The sequence below is a fragment of the Kouleothrix sp. genome (assembly GCF_046328425.1).
Lineage (GTDB): Bacteria > Chloroflexota > Chloroflexia > Chloroflexales > Roseiflexaceae > Kouleothrix.
In genome coordinates this window covers 20,919-38,789 of the sequence record NZ_JAXLWP010000038.1, presented here as the reverse complement: position 1 = coordinate 38,789, position 17,871 = coordinate 20,919, and the positions used below count along the sequence as shown (strand labels likewise).

14 protein-coding genes are annotated in these 17,871 nt (G+C 67.1%); 3 read left to right on the top strand and 11 right to left on the bottom strand.

Translation table 11 applies throughout. From position 1 onward, the window contains the following. Positions 1–6: 6 nt before the first annotated feature. The 3 genes from U0177_RS26165 to U0177_RS26155 all read right to left on the bottom strand — a co-directional run bounded on the left by U0177_RS26165 (position 7) and on the right by U0177_RS26155 (position 4,431). On the bottom strand, positions 7–909 hold the full coding sequence (locus tag U0177_RS26165) for an MBL fold metallo-hydrolase (protein WP_409573624.1): 903 nt from the start codon (positions 907–909) through the stop codon (positions 7–9). After that, positions 906–1,322 carry a hypothetical protein gene (locus U0177_RS26160; RefSeq protein WP_409573623.1) on the bottom strand — a complete coding sequence of 139 codons (417 nt, stop codon included), beginning with the start codon at positions 1,320–1,322 and terminating at the stop codon, positions 906–908. The genes U0177_RS26165 and U0177_RS26160 overlap by 4 nt, the downstream gene beginning before the upstream one ends. 112 nt (positions 1,323–1,434) lie before the next feature. Then, entirely contained in the window at positions 1,435–4,431 is a 2,997-nt protein-coding gene (locus U0177_RS26155) for a PAS domain S-box protein (RefSeq protein WP_409573622.1), read from the bottom strand. A 175-nt stretch (positions 4,432–4,606) separates the two neighbouring features. Here U0177_RS26155 and U0177_RS26150 point away from each other — a divergent pair, with 175 nt between their 5' ends. Together U0177_RS26150 and U0177_RS26145 are read left to right on the top strand one after the other, a co-directional pair. Next, positions 4,607–4,804: a hypothetical protein gene (locus U0177_RS26150; RefSeq protein ID WP_409573621.1), complete on the top strand. Its 198-nt coding sequence runs from the start codon at positions 4,607–4,609 to the stop codon at positions 4,802–4,804. 48 nt (positions 4,805–4,852) lie between these two features. Further along, positions 4,853–5,611: a thioredoxin family protein gene (locus tag U0177_RS26145; RefSeq protein ID WP_409573620.1), complete on the top strand. Its 759-nt coding sequence runs from the start codon at positions 4,853–4,855 to the stop codon at positions 5,609–5,611. Positions 5,612–5,821: 210 nt separating this feature from the next. Here U0177_RS26145 and U0177_RS26140 read toward each other — a convergent pair whose 3' ends face one another. Together U0177_RS26140 and U0177_RS26135 are read right to left on the bottom strand one after the other, a co-directional pair. After that, a complete protein-coding gene (locus tag U0177_RS26140) occupies positions 5,822–6,262 on the bottom strand; it encodes a YdeI/OmpD-associated family protein (RefSeq protein WP_409573619.1) in 441 nt (146 codons plus the stop codon). A gap of 297 nt (positions 6,263–6,559) precedes the next feature. After that, entirely contained in the window at positions 6,560–6,979 is a 420-nt protein-coding gene (locus U0177_RS26135) for an ester cyclase (protein ID WP_409573618.1), read from the bottom strand. A gap of 521 nt (positions 6,980–7,500) precedes the next feature. On the opposite strand from U0177_RS26135, the gene U0177_RS26130 reads away from it, so the two are divergent. Further along, a complete protein-coding gene (locus U0177_RS26130; protein WP_409573644.1) occupies positions 7,501–8,190 on the top strand; it encodes a Type 1 glutamine amidotransferase-like domain-containing protein in 690 nt (229 codons plus the stop codon). Here U0177_RS26130 and U0177_RS26125 read toward each other — a convergent pair. The 6 genes from U0177_RS26125 to U0177_RS26100 form a co-directional block, all read right to left on the bottom strand. After that, positions 8,184–8,696: a nitroreductase family protein gene (locus U0177_RS26125; protein ID WP_409573617.1), complete on the bottom strand. Its 513-nt coding sequence runs from the start codon at positions 8,694–8,696 to the stop codon at positions 8,184–8,186. The genes U0177_RS26130 and U0177_RS26125 overlap by 7 nt on opposite strands. A 188-nt stretch (positions 8,697–8,884) precedes the next feature. Next, a complete protein-coding gene (locus U0177_RS26120) occupies positions 8,885–9,136 on the bottom strand; it encodes a hypothetical protein (RefSeq protein ID WP_409573616.1) in 252 nt (83 codons plus the stop codon). Between the two features lie 58 nt (positions 9,137–9,194). Further along, positions 9,195–11,612 (bottom strand): hypothetical protein, encoded by a 2,418-nt coding sequence (locus U0177_RS26115; RefSeq protein WP_409573615.1) that lies wholly within the window; start codon positions 11,610–11,612, stop codon positions 9,195–9,197. Beyond that, complete coding sequence (locus U0177_RS26110) at positions 11,609–14,401, bottom strand: hypothetical protein (RefSeq protein ID WP_409573614.1); 2,793 nt, start codon at positions 14,399–14,401, stop codon at positions 11,609–11,611. Before U0177_RS26110 ends, U0177_RS26115 begins: the two co-directional genes overlap by 4 nt. A gap of 113 nt (positions 14,402–14,514) precedes the next feature. Further along, positions 14,515–17,514: a putative baseplate assembly protein gene (locus U0177_RS26105; protein WP_409573613.1), complete on the bottom strand. Its 3,000-nt coding sequence runs from the start codon at positions 17,512–17,514 to the stop codon at positions 14,515–14,517. Next, positions 17,511–17,870 carry a GPW/gp25 family protein gene (locus U0177_RS26100; protein WP_409573612.1) on the bottom strand — a complete coding sequence of 120 codons (360 nt, stop codon included), beginning with the start codon at positions 17,868–17,870 and terminating at the stop codon, positions 17,511–17,513. The genes U0177_RS26105 and U0177_RS26100 overlap by 4 nt, the downstream gene beginning before the upstream one ends. Position 17,871 lies beyond the last annotated feature (1 nt).

Below are 17,871 nucleotides of genomic sequence, written 5' to 3'. Positions count from 1 at the left end.
GCTTCACTACTCGGCCCAACCGGCCGCCTCATTGGTATCCGCAAGTGCGAAGCGCTGCCCAACGAGGCCGGTGCTCATCCCTTGCCCTGTGAGCCAGCGATGCTCAGTGCCGGCGTGCAGCAGTGGGTTGCTATGGTTCAGGTGAATGAAATAAACGCGCGCTGGCGTACCAGCGAGCAGCTCGACTGTTGCACCCACGAGCGGATGTGGTATCTCGGCCAGATCGCGGCCAGGCAGCTCGGTGGTGCTGAAGAACGTACCGTCCAGCAGCGCGATATCGACGGTTTCCAGCAAACGCGGCAATGACTGTGACCAGTGCTCCCAGCGATCAATATCTGGGCAGTAGAAAAGGCTACGCGCTGGGCCGTGCACCAGATAGGCCAGCGTATCGCTGAACTCGGCGCGGTGCGGAACCGGCAGTGGCGTCACGCGCAGACGCTGTGAAAGAGCCAGAGGTACGCTGACTGTGATTGGTCGCAGGCTGATATTGCCCAGCTTCACCAGCTGCGACCAAGGGCCGTTGGATGTAAGATACGCGCACAGCATTGGGGAAGCATACACCGGCACGGACTTCGCGTTGAGCGCCTCGCGCCCCAGATACATCAGGCCCGTGTAGTGCCCAATATGTGCGTGGGTCAGCAACACGCCCGCCAGCTGGTAGCCCGGCGCATATGCCTGAAGCATCGCTAGCTGCTCGGGAAAGGCGGGCGTCGCATCAATGACCCAGCTCGTGTGCGCGCGATGATCGATCAGCGCCAAGCTAACCGGCAACTGGCGCTGATGCGGATCTTGCCGAGCCAGCATGCATGTCTGGCAATTGCAGCCGATATGTGGGACCCCGGCGTCTTGCGCTACCCCCAAGAGCAGGCCTTCAACTGCTGAAGCTGCTGGTTGCGTACGGTAGATCATACGCGGCCGACGTCGCTGTGATAGGTGATCGTTTCCCCGTCGGCGGGGATCAGCAGCTGCGCACGATCGATCCCAGCGGCGTCGGCCGCGGCACGCAGCGCCGCGCGCGAGACCGTCGCGTGGTCCAGCGCCTCCATGTGGGTCGCAATGATCGTGCTGGCAGGTGCGGCTCGGCAGACCGCGATCGTCTGGGCTGCGTCCATCACAATCAGCTGACGCGCGCCGGAGTCGTCGGGCCAGGTTGCCCCGCTGGAGTGAGTGATGATCACCGCTGGGCGGAAGCGCGCGATGTTCTGAGCCACATCCGGGCCGTTGATGGTGTCGCCCGCCCAGTAGAGCGTCGGCTCACCGAGGATCATCTCATTGGCATAGGCGAGGCGCAATGTTGCATTGCGGATCAGCTGGAGAATCATTGGCCCTCCGCGCATCTCAAAGCCGTCACGTGCCGAGCTGACAGCGTGATGATACCGAATATGAGCAATGGGCAAGCGAAGCTATCGTATGATACGCTGTTCGCTGTCGCCGTCAAGCGCCTGATTGATACGGGCCTGCTCGACCTGGTGGCGATCCACCGCGCTGCGATGCTGGCCGCGTCAAGTGCTCGGCGATCGTCGCGAGCAGCGTGTGTATATCGACAGGCTTCGCCAGGTAGGCGTCCGCACCGGCTTCCAGGCACTTTTCACGGTCACCCGGCATCGCCAGCGCGGTCAGCGCGATGATCGGGACGCCGCGCAGCTGTTCCTCCGCGCGTAGCTGCCGGATCACCTCCAGCCCATTCATATCGGGTAGCTGGATGTCCATCAGGATCAGCGCAGGTGCCTGCGCGCGGGCGAGGGCCAGCCCTTCCCGGCCGTCGATGCCAACCACCAGGTGATAACCCCGAGGCGCCAGAATATCGCGCATCAGCGTTGCATTGCTCTCGGCATCTTCGACCAGCAGGATCGTCGGGGCCGAGCCCTGCTGTGACGGCGCTAGCGGGCGCAACGGCGCGGACGGCTCGTCTCGGGCGGGCGCATCCCACAGCGGCTCCTGCCACGGCAGCGTGATGCTGAAGCGACTGCCCTGCCCCACCGCGCTCTCGACCGCCACGCCGCCGCCGTGCGCCTCGGCTAGCCGCTTGACCAATGCGAGCCCCAGCCCGGTGCCGCCGTACTTGCGGTTGAGCCGGCTGTCGAGCTGGCCGAACGGCTGAAACAGTCGCCCCAGATCAGCCTCGGCAATGCCGATCCCGGTATCCCAGACCGTGAAAGTGACGCTTTGAGCATCCGCGTCGCCGCGCAGCTCGAGCCCCACCTTCCCGCCCTCCGGCGTGAACTTGACCGCATTGCTCAGCAGGTTGACCAGGATCTGGTGAAGCCGCATCCCGTCAGCGAGCAGCGTCACCACCGCGCCATCGAGCTGGGTGCTGATACTGATCCGCTTGCGCCGCGCTTCCGCGGCCACCGCACGCACACTCGTATAGCACAAACTTTGGGCGTCGCTTGGCTCGATAGTAAGCGCGAGCTTGCCCGACTCCAGGCGGGTGTAGTCGAGAATGTCGTTGATGAGCGCGAGCAGGTCCTGGGCACTATGTTCGAGCTGTTCGATCGCGCCACGCTGCTCAGCGGCCAGTGGGCCATATGCGTTTTCAAGCAGCAGCTGGGTGTGCCCCAGCACCGCACTCAGTGGGGTGCGCAGCTCGTGACTCATGGTGGCCATGAACTCGTTTTTCAGCTGCACCACTCGCGTGTGCTCGACGATCAGCGCCTGCTCGGCGCGCGAGCGCGCGGCCAGCTCCTGCTGCAGCGAATCGACCAGGCGCGCCTGCTGGAGCGCGAGCGCCAGCATCTCGCCAATCTCCTGGGCGATCGTCACGTGCTCGTCGGTGAAGGCGCCTGGCGTGGTTGCGAACAGGCTCAGCGCGCCGCTCAGCTGGTGCTCGACGATCAAAGGGATGCTCAGCATCGCGCGCAGCCGTGCGGTGGCGAGCACCGGCGATACATCCGCGAGGTGAGCCTGGGCGTGCAGATCTGGCTCGACCCACGGCGCGCCCTGCAGGAATGCTGCCGGCAGCGCATCGAGCGGCAGCGGTATGTGCGCGCCGACCGACAGCCTGCTGAGCTTCTCGCCGCTGACGGCGATCACCCACGCGCTCGCGGTGGCACGATCGTAGAGGAAGACACTGGCACGCTGGCAGGGGATGAATGTGCGGATGCGCTCCACAACCGTCTCGGCGATGGTCGTAGGCGCATGCTGCTGCAGGATCGCCTGCTCGATCGCGCGCAGGCTGGCCAGGCGCTCGATCGTGCGCTGGGCCAGCGTCTGAGCGCGCACGCGCTCGGTGATGTCGATGTACATGCTCAGGAAGCAATCCTCGTCGGCGCGACGTAGTCGTGTGGCTGAAACCAGCAGCGTGCGTAGCTCGCCCATTTTGGTGCGCAGCACCAGCTCCTGGCTGGCGAGCCCGCTCTCAGCACGGGTCTTGTTGATCAGCGGGGCATAGCGGGTCTGCTCGTCTGGGGATGCCTGTGCGCGCCAATGCGTGCCTATGACCTCCGCTCGGGTATAGTCGAGCATCTGGAGAAAGCTGTCGTTCATGTCTACCACCGCGCTATCAGCGGCACGCGTGATCAGCATGCCAGCTGGGCTGGCATCAAATGCGATCGCAAAGCGCGCTTCGGCGTGCTGCAATTCGCGTTCAGCACGGGTGCGCGCGGTGATGTCGGTATTGGCTTCGATGATCCGCCAAGGCTGCCCGGCCCCGTCGCGATCGAGCAGCCACTGGCTCGCAACGACGACCTCCCGGCCGTCGCGTGTGCGGTGGCGGAGCCTGCCCGACCAGCGCCCGGTCTGCACGAGCGTGGCCTCAATCTGCGCCAGTGGCTCGGGAAACACCGTCTGCAAGAGCTCGTGCGAGATCCGCCCGAGCGCCTCGTCGCGTGTGTACCCGTAGAGCTGCACCGCGCCCTCGGTCCAGAGCGTGATCTGGTTGTCCATGTCGCGCACCAGCACCTGGGCCTGGTCGAGCACGCGCGCCTGGTCTCGAATGGTCTCCTCGGCCTGGTGCTGGGCGGTGACATCGCGATTGATCCCAATGTAACCGGCGATCACGCCCTGGTCGTCGTATAGAGTGCGCGTCGAACCCTCGATCACCACCTCGCGCCCGTCGTGGGTGCGCTGGACAAACGTGCCACGCCACGCGCCGGCATCGACGAGGGCCTGCCTGGGGGAAGCGTCGGATTCGCGGCCGAGGTAGCGCACCACCGCAATAATCGCGCTGATCGGCCGGCCGATCGTCTCGACCCGCGGCCAGCCGTAGATCTGCTCGGCGGCACGATTCCACTGCTGGATCTGCCAGTCCGCGTCGGTCACAAAGATAGCATCGCTCACCGCGTCGAACCAGTCCGGTGACATAGCGGACGCTGGCTGGTTCACAGCAGGTACGGAGTTGAGGGGTGCCATCGTTGGGTTGGTTAAGGAAGACTGGTGCTGCGCCTCACCCGAGACGGTATCGGTTGAGGCATTCGAGGAAGTAATGGGCATAGGCGTGGCCCCTTACTGATTGTGTGGAGGCGAAGTCGCAAACGCACTGGTGTGATGTCACCCTCTATTGTAGCGCACCGCTATGCGATGACAATCATGTTCTGTGCACAACAGGGTTGAAATTCGGCAAGACTATGCTTCACACCGAGCGAGACCCAGCTGGTGATCGAGGGGCGTGACGAGCGGCGGGCCCACCGTGCGCGAGCACCTGGAGGCGCTGCACCACGCCGACGCCTACTCGCTGCTGCTCGACCTTGCGCGCGCCGAGGCGCCGCTGGACGAGGCGGCCATCCTGGCGCTGCACAGCCTCGCGCTACGCGGCCTGGTCGATGCGCCGGGGCAGTACCGGCGCGGCGCGGTGTTCATCAGGTGAAGCTGGTATACTTACCAAAGCAATCGTTGCCACATTGGTGATACACGAATGAGCACAGCACATCCTGGCTCGGCCACGCCGATACGCGTTGGCGAGGCCGGCTTCGCGCGCCGCGTGCGCGCGGCCGCCGTGCCGGTTGTGGCGCTGTTTGGCGCAGCGGGCTGCGCCGCCAGCCGCGAGCTCGCCGCGCAGCTTGGGCAGCTCGCCGCGCAGTACGGCGGCCAGCTGCTCGTGCTCTGGCTCGACGTCGAGCGCGCGCACGTGCTGGCCGAGCAGTATGCCATTGGCGCCACGCCAACCCTGCTGGTGCTGCGCGACGGCGAAGAGCTGACGCGGGTCGTCGGCTTTGCGCCCGCGCCGTTGGTACGGGTGCTGTTTGAGCAGATACTCGCGGATGCGCTGGCGCCGGGCCGCCTGTGGTGCCCAGTTGAGCAGGTGTTCGAAGACGCCGTGCTGATCCCGCTGCTCGACGCGTGGGGCTGGCGCTATCGCCGGCAGGTCGCCTGCCCGGGCGCCGCCAATCGCGGCCGGGTCGATATTCTGGTGTACGACGACAACATGCTCGCGCCGCGCACGCTGTTCGAAAACAAGCGCCAGATCGGCTCGCAGGCCGCGCTTCAGCAGGCCGCTACCCAAGCGCGCCGCTACGCCGAGCAGTTTGGCCTGCCCACGTTTGTGGTCGCTGCACCAGCCGGCCTGTGGGTATACCGCCTGGACGACGGCCAGGCCAGGCTGTTTCAGGCGTACTCAAGCCTGGATATCGCGCAGCACAGCGCGCGTATTCGCGAGGCGCTGCGCTGGGCGTGATCCCGCTTTTACGCGGCTGGAGCACGCCACGACAGCCCAAGGTGCAGGGCGCTGTCTCACGGCACTGAGTGGGCTGCCAGCCGCAGCCACTCGCGCCAGGCTCTCGTGCGTGTGGCAGAGTTTGGCTTGGGCATCTCTTGTACGTTTGGACATTGTCGCTTTGTGTATTTGTCGTCATTGGAGAATCTCTCCTCATTCTCCTGATGTATGTCAGATCTCCGTCATCTGCCTGACGATATTTTCGATGCGACGCGCTCTGGTCTCCGGCGTCTTAGCGTCTTCGACCTGACGAACGAACTCTTTACGTTTTGAGAATGCGAGCGCGTCAAACGTTGCTTCTGCCCCAGCCGTGGCGAGCGCCGCCCTCAGATCGTCGGGAACATGCGTAGTGCGGGGCGCTGTTTCCAATTCGAGCGTTACTTCTACTGTTTCGCCTGCGCTCAGCCCTGCCGCTTCACGGTGGGCTTTGCTCAAAGGAATCATAAACCTGCCGCCCATCACGGCAACGGTGCTTGAATAGCTGTAGCCAGAGACGTGTACTGTGACGGCTGGCTTTTTACTACTGCCGAGTTCTGCGACGTTCTCAGGTGGCACCTCGATGCCCGTATTGTTGCCGGTTGCTTGAATAGTGGTTGTAAACGTTGTTTTCATACTATCTCCTTTAGGCCACACGACCCGCAGCCGATCATTTCGCAGAGTATAACATAATGGCTCTCCTACCAGCTGCGTCGGTGGTCGCGCTGTTCTTCTGAGTATCATACGCTGTTCGCTTGAGCACGTATAGATTGTGTTGCACGACGTGGCGAAGCCACGTCGTGCAGCAATACGGAATTTGGGGCAGCGAAGCCGCCCCAAACCCACCAAAGTGTCAGTAATCAAGCGAATTTGGTATCACATGGCATCGCATCGAGCGACTCTAGTGAAGGCGATCGTCGAAAAGAGGTGCGGCTAGCTTGATGCGCCTGCCTGAATCGTCGCACCAAGGCGAAAAAGCGCGGTCAGAAGGTCAAAAATATCCCAATCTTCCACAATTTGACCATTCTGGATGCGGCAGTGGTAGATACCTGTAAAGCTACTCCGACTTCCATTGGGGGCAATGCCAAAGAATGAACCTTGCTGCGTTCCGGTAGCGTTCACATAGACGGCGGTAAGATCGCCCTCGGCAAAGAGATGCGAAATCGTGTAATGCATATCGGGGTAGGCGTGTAGCACGGCTGCAAACCCCTGCTGAAAACTGCTGAAGTCGACGTGATCGCCAGCGCTGGTGTGATGCACATAGTTTGGGGCGACGAGCCCAGCTAATTGGTCAAGTGCGTGTTGGTTCCAGAGATCGAGCCAATGGCGTACCAAGGCTTTGTTCGCTTCCATGCCGATCCTCCACATACAGAGCGCTTCTCACTACTACTGCGACCAAAGGGTATGACGCGGATGTGCAATCGCCCGAATGCCATGCCCTTGGCCTGTTCGAGAATGTGGAGTAGCCGAAAATCCACGGCCTGTTCGAGAATGAAGAGGTGGGCGGGGTCCCAGGTTCCCGTCAAGGCCTTCGGGATCTCGGGTTCAGCGAGCTTGCTCCCGGTTGGGGCAATTGGGCGAGGCGTTGCGGGTCGCGCTCCCCGTCGTTAATCGCACGGCGGTTGCAGTGGCTGAGCTCGCGGCGGCTGAACGCCCGCCCGTTGGGCGGCGATGCCCTGGCTGTACCAGATTAAGTTCTGTCGGTTATCTCTGGGCATACTCCTCGGCCTACACAACCGTGTATACTCACTGCTTGACCTCGTAGATCATTTGTTCTATAATCGAGCACGTCCACCCAACGTGCCTTGTATGGCTTAACTAAGGGCGCCTGGAAGCGTGGTTCGGCTCGCTTTAAATCGTCAAGGGGAGGAATGATGAAATTGCTGCTCACGTCTGGAGGCGTCACAAACCCTCGTATCCGCGACGCGCTCATAGACTTGCTGGGCAAGCCGATCGCCGAGTCCACCGCGCTGTGCATCCCGACGGCGCAATGGGGCCACCCGATGTGCGGGCCAGTCTCGGCGCGGGGCTTTGTCGTCGGCGAGCCTCCACACCACATGAGCGGCTTGGGCTGGAAATCGGTGGGCCTCCTCGAGCTCACCGCACTGCCTACCATCGGCGCAAAGCGCTGGGTTCCTTGGGTCCGGGAAGCCGACGTTCTGCTCGTGGACGGCGGCGACGCCACGTACCTGTGCCACTGGATGCGAGAGTCCGGGCTGACTGACCTCCTGCCATCGCTGCTCAACACGGTCTGGGTGGGCGTGAGCGCCGGCAGCATGGTGATGACGCCCCGGATCGGAGCGTACTTCGTCGAGTGGCCGTCCGCGCCGGACGACCGCACCCTCGGGGTTGTCGACTTCTCAATCTTTCCGCACCTGGACGCTTTCCCAACAAACACCCTGGCTGACGCCGAGCGATGGGCGGCCGACATAGGCGTCCCGGCCTATGCCATTGACGAACAGACCGCTCTCAAAGTGGTCGACGGCGTGGTCGACGTGGTTTCTGAGGGGCATTGGAAACGGTTTGCACCCAAAGACGCTCACGCCTACGGCGCGCCTCAATAGTGCTCGTCGCGAATGACCTCCGACAGCGGCTTGCGCCCGCCTAGCTTTGGCGCGCCCAATGCCTCAGCCGGGTAACCAAAGGTGATCGCCCAGCGGCAGCTCAGCTCAGGCGGAACGCCGAGGATCGCGCGCGCGGCGTCATGGTCATGGAGCACGATCACGCACGAGCCGACGCCATGCTCGAGCGCTGCGAGCTGGAGGTAGGCTGCAGCCTGCCCCAGGTCGAACTCGTTGGTTGCAGGCGCCACCAGCACCACAGTGAAGGCCGAATTCGGCACGTGGTTGGCATAGAGCCCGGTGCCTGCCAGCTTCCGCAGCTGCTCGCGCTCCTGCACCACGATGAAAACCCACGGCTGGCTGTTCTTGCTGCTTTGCGCGCGTCGGCCAGAGTCCAGAATCGCGCGGATGACCGGCTCAGGAACTGGCTCGTCACGATAGCTGCGCACAGCGCGCTTGGCGGCGATCGCCGCGTGGACGCTCAGCGGCGGCGGCTCGATCTGGCTCATTAGTGCACCCTCTCTTGGTCGATCACCGCGATGCCCTGTGCGGTAATGCTGGCCATTGTAGCACACGCACAGGTATGGCATGGATCGGCAACATGGGCTGGTCGGCCAAGCGCTGCCGTACGTGGCCACACAAGCGAAGGGCCGCAGCCCATCACGGGGTGCGAGCCCTTCGCTGTCGGTTGGCTGTCTCAGCTCGCAGGTTGGCTGGCCAGCTCGAAAACCTCAGCGACCAACTCGTACGACCGGCGGCGCAGATCCACATCGCCGAGCGGCGACGTGATCTGCAATTCGTCAGGGCCGAGCTTCTCCGCCAGCTCTCGGTGCTGGCAACGGCCGGCGTATTCAGCAGACCACAGATTACCAACATAGGCAATCTGTCGCTTTGGGCGTTCCTGCTGACCTTCGTTGGCTTCGGGTTGCGCACTGATCTGCGAAATCAAGCGTCAGGGATTGCGGACGTGTAGGTGGAGGTGCACCGTAAGTGGCCCTGAGCCGTAATTAGTCGCCGTACGCCAACGCCAGCTCCCACCCCAGCGGCAGGTACTCGCGCAGGCGCGCTTCGAGGTTGCCCCTGCGCTGAGGTTGGTACAGGTTGTGGAACACCCCCAGCTCCGACTCGTCGTCGGCGCCTTGGCGGATCTCGAGCGCGCAGTTGTCCTCGGGCAGCGCGTTGCGGTCTTCGAGCCGGCAGTAGTCGGGCGTGCCGTAAGCAGTGCTCATGAACACGGGCGCCAGCCGCGCCGCAACCAGAGCGGGCGCCAGCGCGCCTGGCGCGGCGATCGCCATATCCGGCTGGCAGCTGTAGCGGCGTGGCGTGCGCGAGCCGAGCGGTACGGAGCAAAAGCGCAGGCAGCCCAGCTGGCGCCGAGCGACGTGCAGCGCCCCGGTGAAGATGCTGTTCTCGCCTAGCACGATCGCGTGCGCGCGCACCATGCCGATCACGGTGCTGCGTGCGATCGTGAGTGTGGCGTGGGCGTGGCGCACGTCGTCGGCTGGCACGGCCGGAGCCACCTGCTCGCCTGGGCCGCTGATCGCATACAGCTCGTCGGCGGTCGCGTCGACAATGCTGTCGCTGATCAGCAGCTGGAAGGGCTCGGCGCGCACCTCGTGCCCGTCGATCAGGATTGACCCGAGGATGCTGTGCTCGATCCGCACCCGCAGCGTGGAGCTGGACGCGCCGTCGCGCGCCTCGGCGCCCTCGTCGCTCTGGGGAGCGTCGGTCAGGATCAGGCTGGGCTTCTCGCCGTGGCGCGGCCGGCAGCGCTCGTCGATCGCCCAGCCCGGCACGAACGTGCAGTGCCGGATGAGCACCTCGCCCGGCCGCCCAGCGATCTGTACCGCGCGCCCGGCTACCAGCAGGCCGTCGAGCACGACGCGGCTGCCCGGCTCGCACTCGATCAGCAGGTTGTCGTTGCTGTCCTCGGTCTCGGGCAGAACCAGCACCGGGCGGCAGCCGTCCTGCGCGCGCAGCTCGAGCGTCTGGCCGGCGGCGACGTAGATGCTGATTGGGTCGACGTACAGGCCGCTGTCGCGCAGCTCGATCAGGGCGTGGCGCGGCGGGCGCGGGTCGTTGTAGAACGCTTCTATCTGCTCGGCCAGCGGGTTGAGTGCGCGGGCCGGGCGGCGCGGGCGGCGGCTCAGGCCGCTGCGGGGCGCCTCCGGCGGCGCGGACACCACCGGGTACACGGCGTAGCTGCGCGCGATCGCCTGGGGAAGAGCGGCCTCGAGTAGCAGCCGGTTCAGACGCACCAGCCGCGGCCCGGCTGGGCCGCCGCTCAACAGGCGTAGGATGTCCTCGTCGAGCGGGAGATCGTCGATCGGCCCGGCGCTAAGGTCGGCGGCCTGCAGCACACGGTTGAGCTCGGCCATGAGCTGTCGCTCGAACGCCGCGAGCGGCCCGTGGTCGCCGGCATCGATCCGCGCCAGCAGCGCTGGGTCGAGCTGCGCGCGCAGGTGTAGCACAAACGGCGAGCAATCTTCGCGCAGGGTGTCGAGCAGCGCAGCTCCGCGCGCCAGCAGGTGGCCGGGCCGGAACAGCGATACGCCGAACAGCGCATCGGGCACCGGCCGCTGGTACTCGCCGCCCCCCAGATCGGCGCCAAAGCCATACAGGTACGACACCACCAGCGCCGGCTGGGGCAGGCGGCGCGGTAGCATCATGCGGCCCATCTCGGGGTCGAGCGCCAGCCACTCGTCGCGGCCGCCGGTGCGCTGCTGCCACTCGCGCAGCTCGGCAGCGTCGAGCTGCCAGTCGTCAAGGCCGGTCACGATTAGGTGGCGGGCGCTGACCGGCCGGCCGTCGGCGTAGATCTGCAGGCTGCCGGCTGCTCCGTAGAAGGTTTCGAGCTGATCGCGGAGCATGGCGCGCGTGAGCGGCTGGGGCTGATCGTGCGGCGGCACGCGCGCGAACAGCGGCGCGTCGTTGCCGAGCGTGTTGAGCCGGTAGCGCGCGGTGGCGGCGGCAGGCAGGGGAAACGGGCGGGCGTAGGTCAGCGGGTAGGCGCGCAGGCGCCAGAGCATAGCCGTCACGCGCGCCTGGGCCATGTTCTCTTCGACCTGCGCGGACCAGCCGGCTACGGCCGCCGCGAGATCCTCAAGCACCGCAAGGGTGCCCTTACGTCGGCGCATCCGCAGCGTGTCGGCGATGTCGCGGCGTGGGCGTAGCAGCCCGAGTGCGGCTGCTCCCACTGCGGGCGTGTACAGCGGCTTGTAGCCGACGAGGTCGCCGATATAGGGCGCGGCCCACGGCGCGCATGTTTCGATGAACAGGTTCTCGTAGTTCTGGCTGATGTCGTCTTCGAGCAGATCGACCTCGGCCGCCACCACGCGCAGCAGATCGCGCAGCGGGTAGCCGCCCTGCGCATCGCGCACGCGGACGAGGGCAGGCAGCAACTCATACAGTTCGTCAGCGCTCATGGCAGCTCCTCTTCCTCGATCTGCTCGAGCAGCAGCATTCCAGCGGCGTCGCGCGCCAGGTAGACGATCGTGTCCGGGTCGGGCTGGTCGCCATCCATGCCGGCCCCGCCCTGGCTGCCGGGCCGCACCTTCAAAACCTCACGCACCTGTGCGGCGATAGCGTCGGGCGAGCGTGGCTGGCCGGCGGTGCCCAGGTCGATCGCGCCGAGTGCGTCGAGGTCAACGAAGTCCACGCCGCGTACGTCCTGGATGGTGGCGATCACTTCGGCGGCATACAGCGGCTGGCCGAGGCCGCGCTGGCGAAAGCCAAACGCGGTGTACAGCGCGCCCTCGATCTGCGGGCGCACCTGCTCCCACAGGAAATCAGGCCGCAGCCGCACTCGCGCGCTGAGCGCCAGCAGCTTGGCGCGCCGCACCTGCACTGTTACAGTCACCTCGGGGCTGCCGCGCGTTTGCAGGCGGAAGTCGGGCTGGTTGGCGTCGGCGGGGTGGCGCCGCATCTCGCCATAGCGCAGCAACGCCTCTTTCAGATTCGTGAGCAGCGCCGCATCGCGGGTGATCGGCGCGTCGTCGACGCCGGCGATCGTCAGGTGCAGGTCGGGCGGGATGTATTCCACGCTGGCTTTGCCGATGCCGGCGAAAGCGCGCGCGAAGTCGGCGATATCGTCGGCCGATACCAGGCGGTCGAGTGCGGCCAGGCCGAGTGGCGTGCGTGCACGGATCTCGTCGAGGCCGTCGCGGTCGGCGCCGCCGCTGGCTGCCAGCGGGTTGTTGACACCGATGACGCCGTTGGGCCGCGATGCCAGCACGCTGATCTGACCGGCGCGCACATTGCCGGCCGCGCCCAGGCCGCTGCGGTAGATCGCGCGCAGATTGTCCTGGCCGCTGGGTGGGCGCGCGCCCAGCCCAAAGACTAGCCGCGTCGCGCCCTCGTCGTTGTGCTGCACGATATAGCGGCGCTCGTCGGGTCCGATCGCGGCGGCGTCGGGCGCTTCGTGCCAGCGCAGGTCGTTCACACGCACGTCGAGTGTGCTGGCAGCGCCGCTGGGCGTGGGCGCCGCGATATATGTGAGCGGTGAGTGGCGCAGGCCAAAGGCCTGCAGCGAGCGCGCGGCGCTGCCGCTGCCCAATGTCTCGGGGTGCTGCTCGCCGTGGGTCGCGTGCGCGACATTGCCGTAGATCGTGAGGCTGGCGGGATGATAGGTGTACTGGAGGCCGGGCGCGGCCAGCGTCAGGCGCGTGCGCAGCGCCTCGGTGGTCGCGGCGGCGGCGGGCGTATCGGCCGTGTGGGAGACGGCGGCGATCATCACCAGCTCGGCGCCGCGCACGCCGGTTACATGTTTCAGGTCGGCGCGCTCGCCCGCGACAATCAGCCGCCGCCCCGGCTGCAGGCCGTCGTAGAATCCGTCCAGTTCCAGCGTCGCGCCGCCCACCGGCGCGGTTACCGGCTGCTCGGCCAGGCTCAGCTCCTCCGAGGCGGCATAGATCGTCTTGTTGCGCAGCACATCCAGCCAGCGCGCATTGGTGTTCAGCCACGGCCGATCCAGCGTTAGCTGGGTCACGCGTGCCGGAAGGTTGTAGTCGGTGCGCGAGACGGTTGCGACCGTCGCGACCGTGAACACGTATTTGTCATCGAATTTGATGTCAGGGTCGTCGATCGCGACCAGGCTGCCGGAGGCGATCTGGTCGTAGACCGCGTCGAGCGGCAGGGTATTGGTCTTGTACCCTTCAGCGCGGCGCTCGGGCGGATCGCCCAGCGACGTGCCCGAGCGGCGGGCGATCGTCTCGCCTATCACCCACTCGCGGCTGGTGGTGCGCCACTCGTCTGTGCGCTCGGGCGCCTCGGGGTCGCCCTCGCGCTCGGCCGCGCGCGAGAGCACGGCCGGCGGCTGGGCGTTGTGGCCATGGATGGCGGCTTTCACGCGCATGGCCCACACGCGCACCGCGCCGGTTGGCTCGGCGCGCACGGCGCCGGTGCGTGCAGCGGCCAGCGTGTCGCGCAGAGCTGGGTAGGCCACGCGCAGCAGCCCAAGCGGGGCGTATGAGTCGGCGCGGAAGATGTAGTCAGGGTTGAGCTTTAGCCGCGCCGCGCTGCTGGTGCGTAGCCCAGGCGCTTTGATCAGCGTGCGCAGGCGTTTCTGGCCCAGCCCGCGGCGCCCCGCGCCCGACAGCGCGCCAGCCGAGCGCCCGAGCAGCGGCTGGAGTGTCACGCGGGTGCGATTCTCGGTTGGCCGCGCCTCGGCGGCCTGCACCCGGCGTAGCTGGTACTGTCGGCCGCGTGCGCCGTTGAACTCGAACAGCAGGGTGTCACCCGCCCGCAGGCTGGCGCTTGCGCCCTTGATAAACAGCTCCTCCGAGGCCGCGCTCAGCTGCTGCGGCGCGCTCAGCCGCGGGCGCATGGCGCTCCAGCGCGGCCGCCCACGCAGCGGCTCGATCGTCTCGAACGGCTGCATTGTCTCGCCAGGGCCGGGCTGGCTGTAGGCGCGTGTGCTGCTGGCGGCCTCGATCTCGGCCTCTTTATTCAGATCGTCGAAGGTGAAAGCCAGGTACACGTCGGCGGCCAGGCCGGGACGCGGCGCGTAACCCACTAGTCGCGCCAGCTCGAGAGCCGAGCGTCGCTCGACGCAGGTGCGCAGGTAGCACTCGTTGATGATCCGCTCGTTGTAGAAGCCCAGCACCTCGCTGACGCAGGCCCAGGCGTCCAGCAGCGCCAGCGCCGGGTCGCTGGTGTCGCGCGGCGCCAGCGCGCGCAGGCCCGGCAGCTCCGCTGACGTCAGCCGGGTGCGCATGCGCTCCCAAGCGGCGGAGTAGGCGCCACGTCTGTACACCAGGGCTGGTTGATCGGGCGGGTTCGCGGGCGCGGCAGTGGAGCAGCCCGCGCAGCCGCAACAGCAATTGTCACTCATCGGCTGGCCTCCAAGATCAGCGTTAGCACGCCGTTTGCGGGAGCATCGGGGTCGTTGTCGAGCCGCACGATCTCGTTTTGGCCCACCGCGAGCAGACCGTCGTCGGGCAGCGACTGCGCCTCGCCCTGGCGGTGGAGCTGCGTGACGCTGACGGCCGCGACGCCCGGTACCTTCTGCGCTCTCGCCACCAGCGCGCTGATCGCGATACCTTGCCCGAAGGTCAGGGTGTCGGGGTGGAAGAAGCCGCGCCGTCCGCCGGGCAGCGCGCGGTTGCTGAATAGATCGTTCAGGGCCGCGTATACCGCGCCGCGCTCGCTATGCGGCAGCATCCGCACGCGCAGTGCGAGGCTGATGCCCACCGGCTTGGCCACCTCGACCGTCAGATCATGCCCGAGCCGGCGGAAATGCGCGAGGTGACCGCTGACGCGGCCGGCGATCTCCGCGTCGTCGGCCCCGCCACGCGTGTCGAGCAGTACCCGCACCGCGGCTCGGCCGCCTCCGCCGGGCTCGATCGCGGCGTGCGCACGCTGGATCTGAGTGCTGAAATCGCGCTCCACGATCGCGGCGTAGTCGTCGGCGGTGATCGCCCGCATCAGCGTCTGGCGGAAGGCGTGAGGCGCGCGCAGGCGGGCATCGGCCAGCGGCTCGGGCGCGCTGCCGCCGACGGCCGGCAACGGGTTGCGCACCCGAATAATCGCGCCGCCGCGTAGCATGCCGCGCAGCACCAGGCCGTCGATCTGCTCGGCGGCGATATTGCCGGCCGGCCCGCCGCCTACGCGGTAGGCCGCCAGGAAGCGTGCGCCCGGCGTTGGCGTAGCGCCGTGCTCGTCGTCGCCGAAGCGCACATAGGCGCGCTGGTCGTCGTCGACCTCCACGACAAAGTGGCGGTCGTCGGGGGCGCTCGCGAGCAGGTCGGGGCGCGGCTCCCAGCGCTCGTAGAGCAGCGGCAGCGGCGGCCAGCCGTCGAAGCCGGGCAGGCGCGTGACCGGCGGCTGGCGTGGGTGCGCGCGCTCGACCGGGCTGAAGAGCATGATCTGCGGGCGTGCCAGGCGCGGATCTTGCCGCAGCGCCAGGCTGGCTGGCATACCGGGCGCGGGCGGCGGCTCGGCGAACACCAGCGGGCCGCGCGCCAGTGTGGGCCGGTAACGGCCGGCCAGCATAAAACTTTCGGCCAGGCGGCCCTCGCCGTCGCAGCGCGCGCGCATCTCGGCCACCGGCACCAGATCGTCGGGCGGCTCGAACGGCACGGCCAGGATCGTCCGAGCGCTGTCGCGCAGCCGAGCCGGGTCGGGCTCGCGCAGCTTCTCGCCGTGGTCGGCCAACACCACATTGCCGCGCGCGACGCTCACATCTTCGAGCATCGCGCACTCGGGCGCCGGGCCGAGCGCCGAAAGACACAGCGCGAACGGCAATGCGTCGGCTGGATCCCAGGCGATCTCGACGATCGGCTGGTCGCAGAGCGGGTCAGTGGCCGGGTCGGCGCGAGTGAGACGTACCGCGTGGCGGTGGCGCGGGTCGGCGTCGGCAGCCTGGCCGCTACGCGGGCCAAGCACTTCCTCGAAGATGAGCACGTCGCCTGGGCGCAGATAGCGCAGCGCCCGCCGCTCGGCTGCGCGGTCGACCCAGGCGTCGCGCAGGGTAGCGCTGGTGGCGCCGGCCGGCAGGCAGCACTCGGCCTGCTGCCAGGTGTAGAAGCGGATGCAGTTGTGGGCCTGGTAGAAGCGCAGCAGCGCCGGCTGGGCCAGCTCGGTGGGCAGGGCGTCTTCGAACGCCGGTCGGTTGTGCTGGCACAGGCACGCGCCGTGCAGCGCGTTGAGCGAGCCGTAGCGCGCGGCCACTTGCGCCGCTGCGTCGGCGTCGGCCAGCGCCAGACCGGGCTGGTTGAGCACCCGGTTCAGCTCGCTTGCCAGCGCGGCGATCAGGCGCGGCAGTTCCTCGGGCGGACCCTCAGCCAGCTCGAGCAGTGCGCGCGTCTCGGCGCCGAGCTGGGCGCGGATGTAAAGCAGCAGCCGCCCACGCTCGTTCGGGTCGCGCAGGCGGCGCGCCAACATACGCGGGCGGCGGATGTCGCGCTCGGTGATCGCGGCCGGCAGCGCCTCGATGATCGGCTCGAACAGCTCGTAGCGCTCGCGCGGCGTATCGCGCAGCGCATCGGGCAGCAGCACCGGGCCGGTGCCGCGCAGGCCGGCCGGCCGGGTGATGAACGTCAGCGCATCGGCCGCGATCTCGGGATCGCCCTCGACTTCGAGGTAGACCCAAGCGCGCGCATTGCAGCCTTCGTGCAGCGCGTAGTCCACCAGCCGCACGTGGCGGCGAACCGAGATGCGCCGGCGCGCGGTTTCCAGGTAGGCCTCGGTCGCCACTGCGTCCTGGTAGTAGCTCAGCTGGTCGCCGGCGTAGGCCAGCAGCTCCACCAGCGTGAGGTACAGGTCTGGGCTGTGGCGCTCGCGCCAGCCTGGCAGAGTAAGCGCCAGCCGGTCAAGCAGCAGCTGGCGAAAGCTGGCGTAGTCCTTGGCGAGGTAGCTCAGCTCGGGCGTGGTGCCGACGTCGGGCGCGCAGCCCGGCGGTTGGCGGCAATCGATCTCGGCCGGGGCGTCGGGCACGAAGCTAAACCGCGCGGCACTGTAGCGCGCGTCGAAGCCCGGCAGCGGGCCATCGCCGGCCGCGCTGGCCAGCCGCAGCGTATAGGTCGCGCGGCCGCCCGGCGCGTCGAGCCGAATGATCGCCACATCGTCGACCGCCTCGTCGTTCGGGCGCTCGAAATCGAGCGCGAGCGCGCGTAGCCCAGGCGGGCGGCCACCCGTGATTCGCACATTCGCCAGCTCGAACGGCTGGGCAAGGTCGGGCGGGAATTTGGTCAAGAAAAACACCCGCAGGATCGGCCGCCCCTGGTCGTCGGTATCGGTTTCGACATAATCGATTCCATGCCAGCAGCGTGCGCGCACAAGCGCGCGGCGGCGGTCGTCGCGGCAGGTGAGCTCGGTCGTATCGCTCATAGCGTTCTCCGCTCGAACACCGCCACCTGGCGCTCGCCGCTGCGCAGCAGCACATACTGCACAAGCACCGCGAGCGTGCTGTCCTCACTGCGCACCTCGAGGCCCTCGAGCGACAACAGATCGCCCAATTCGCGCTGGATGGCGGCCTGCATCGTAAACTGCAGCGCCGCAGCCAGCTCGGGGCTGTTGGGCGCGAAGATCAACTGGCGCAGGCCGCAGCCAAAGCCAGGGCGGTTCACGCGCTCGCCGGGATCGGTGAAGATCAGCAGCTCGAGCATGTCGCGTACGTGCTCCGCATCGTCGGTCAGGCTGGTGCGCCCGCGCATCGCGTAGCTCCAGGGGTAGTCGATCTGCATA

Excerpts from the sequence above, each read along its gene's own strand:
- U0177_RS26165 (WP_409573624.1), bottom strand. The coding sequence starts at position 909 with ATGATCTACCGTACGCAACCAGCAGCTTCAGCAGTTGAAGGCCTGCTC.
- U0177_RS26160 (WP_409573623.1), bottom strand. The coding sequence starts at position 1,322 with ATGATTCTCCAGCTGATCCGCAATGCAACATTGCGCCTCGCCTATGCC.
- U0177_RS26155 (WP_409573622.1), bottom strand. The coding sequence starts at position 4,431 with ATGCCCATTACTTCCTCGAATGCCTCAACCGATACCGTCTCGGGTGAG.
- U0177_RS26145 (WP_409573620.1), top strand. The coding sequence starts at position 4,853 with ATGAGCACAGCACATCCTGGCTCGGCCACGCCGATACGCGTTGGCGAG.
- U0177_RS26140 (WP_409573619.1), bottom strand. The coding sequence starts at position 6,262 with ATGAAAACAACGTTTACAACCACTATTCAAGCAACCGGCAACAATACG.
- U0177_RS26135 (WP_409573618.1), bottom strand. The coding sequence starts at position 6,979 with ATGGAAGCGAACAAAGCCTTGGTACGCCATTGGCTCGATCTCTGGAAC.
- U0177_RS26130 (WP_409573644.1), top strand. The coding sequence starts at position 7,501 with ATGAAATTGCTGCTCACGTCTGGAGGCGTCACAAACCCTCGTATCCGC.
- U0177_RS26125 (WP_409573617.1), bottom strand. The coding sequence starts at position 8,696 with ATGAGCCAGATCGAGCCGCCGCCGCTGAGCGTCCACGCGGCGATCGCC.
- U0177_RS26115 (WP_409573615.1), bottom strand. The coding sequence starts at position 11,612 with ATGAGCGCTGACGAACTGTATGAGTTGCTGCCTGCCCTCGTCCGCGTG.
- U0177_RS26110 (WP_409573614.1), bottom strand. The coding sequence starts at position 14,401 with ATGCGCACCCGGCTGACGTCAGCGGAGCTGCCGGGCCTGCGCGCGCTG.
- U0177_RS26105 (WP_409573613.1), bottom strand. The coding sequence starts at position 17,514 with ATGAGCGATACGACCGAGCTCACCTGCCGCGACGACCGCCGCCGCGCG.
- U0177_RS26100 (WP_409573612.1), bottom strand. The coding sequence starts at position 17,870 with ATGCAGATCGACTACCCCTGGAGCTACGCGATGCGCGGGCGCACCAGC.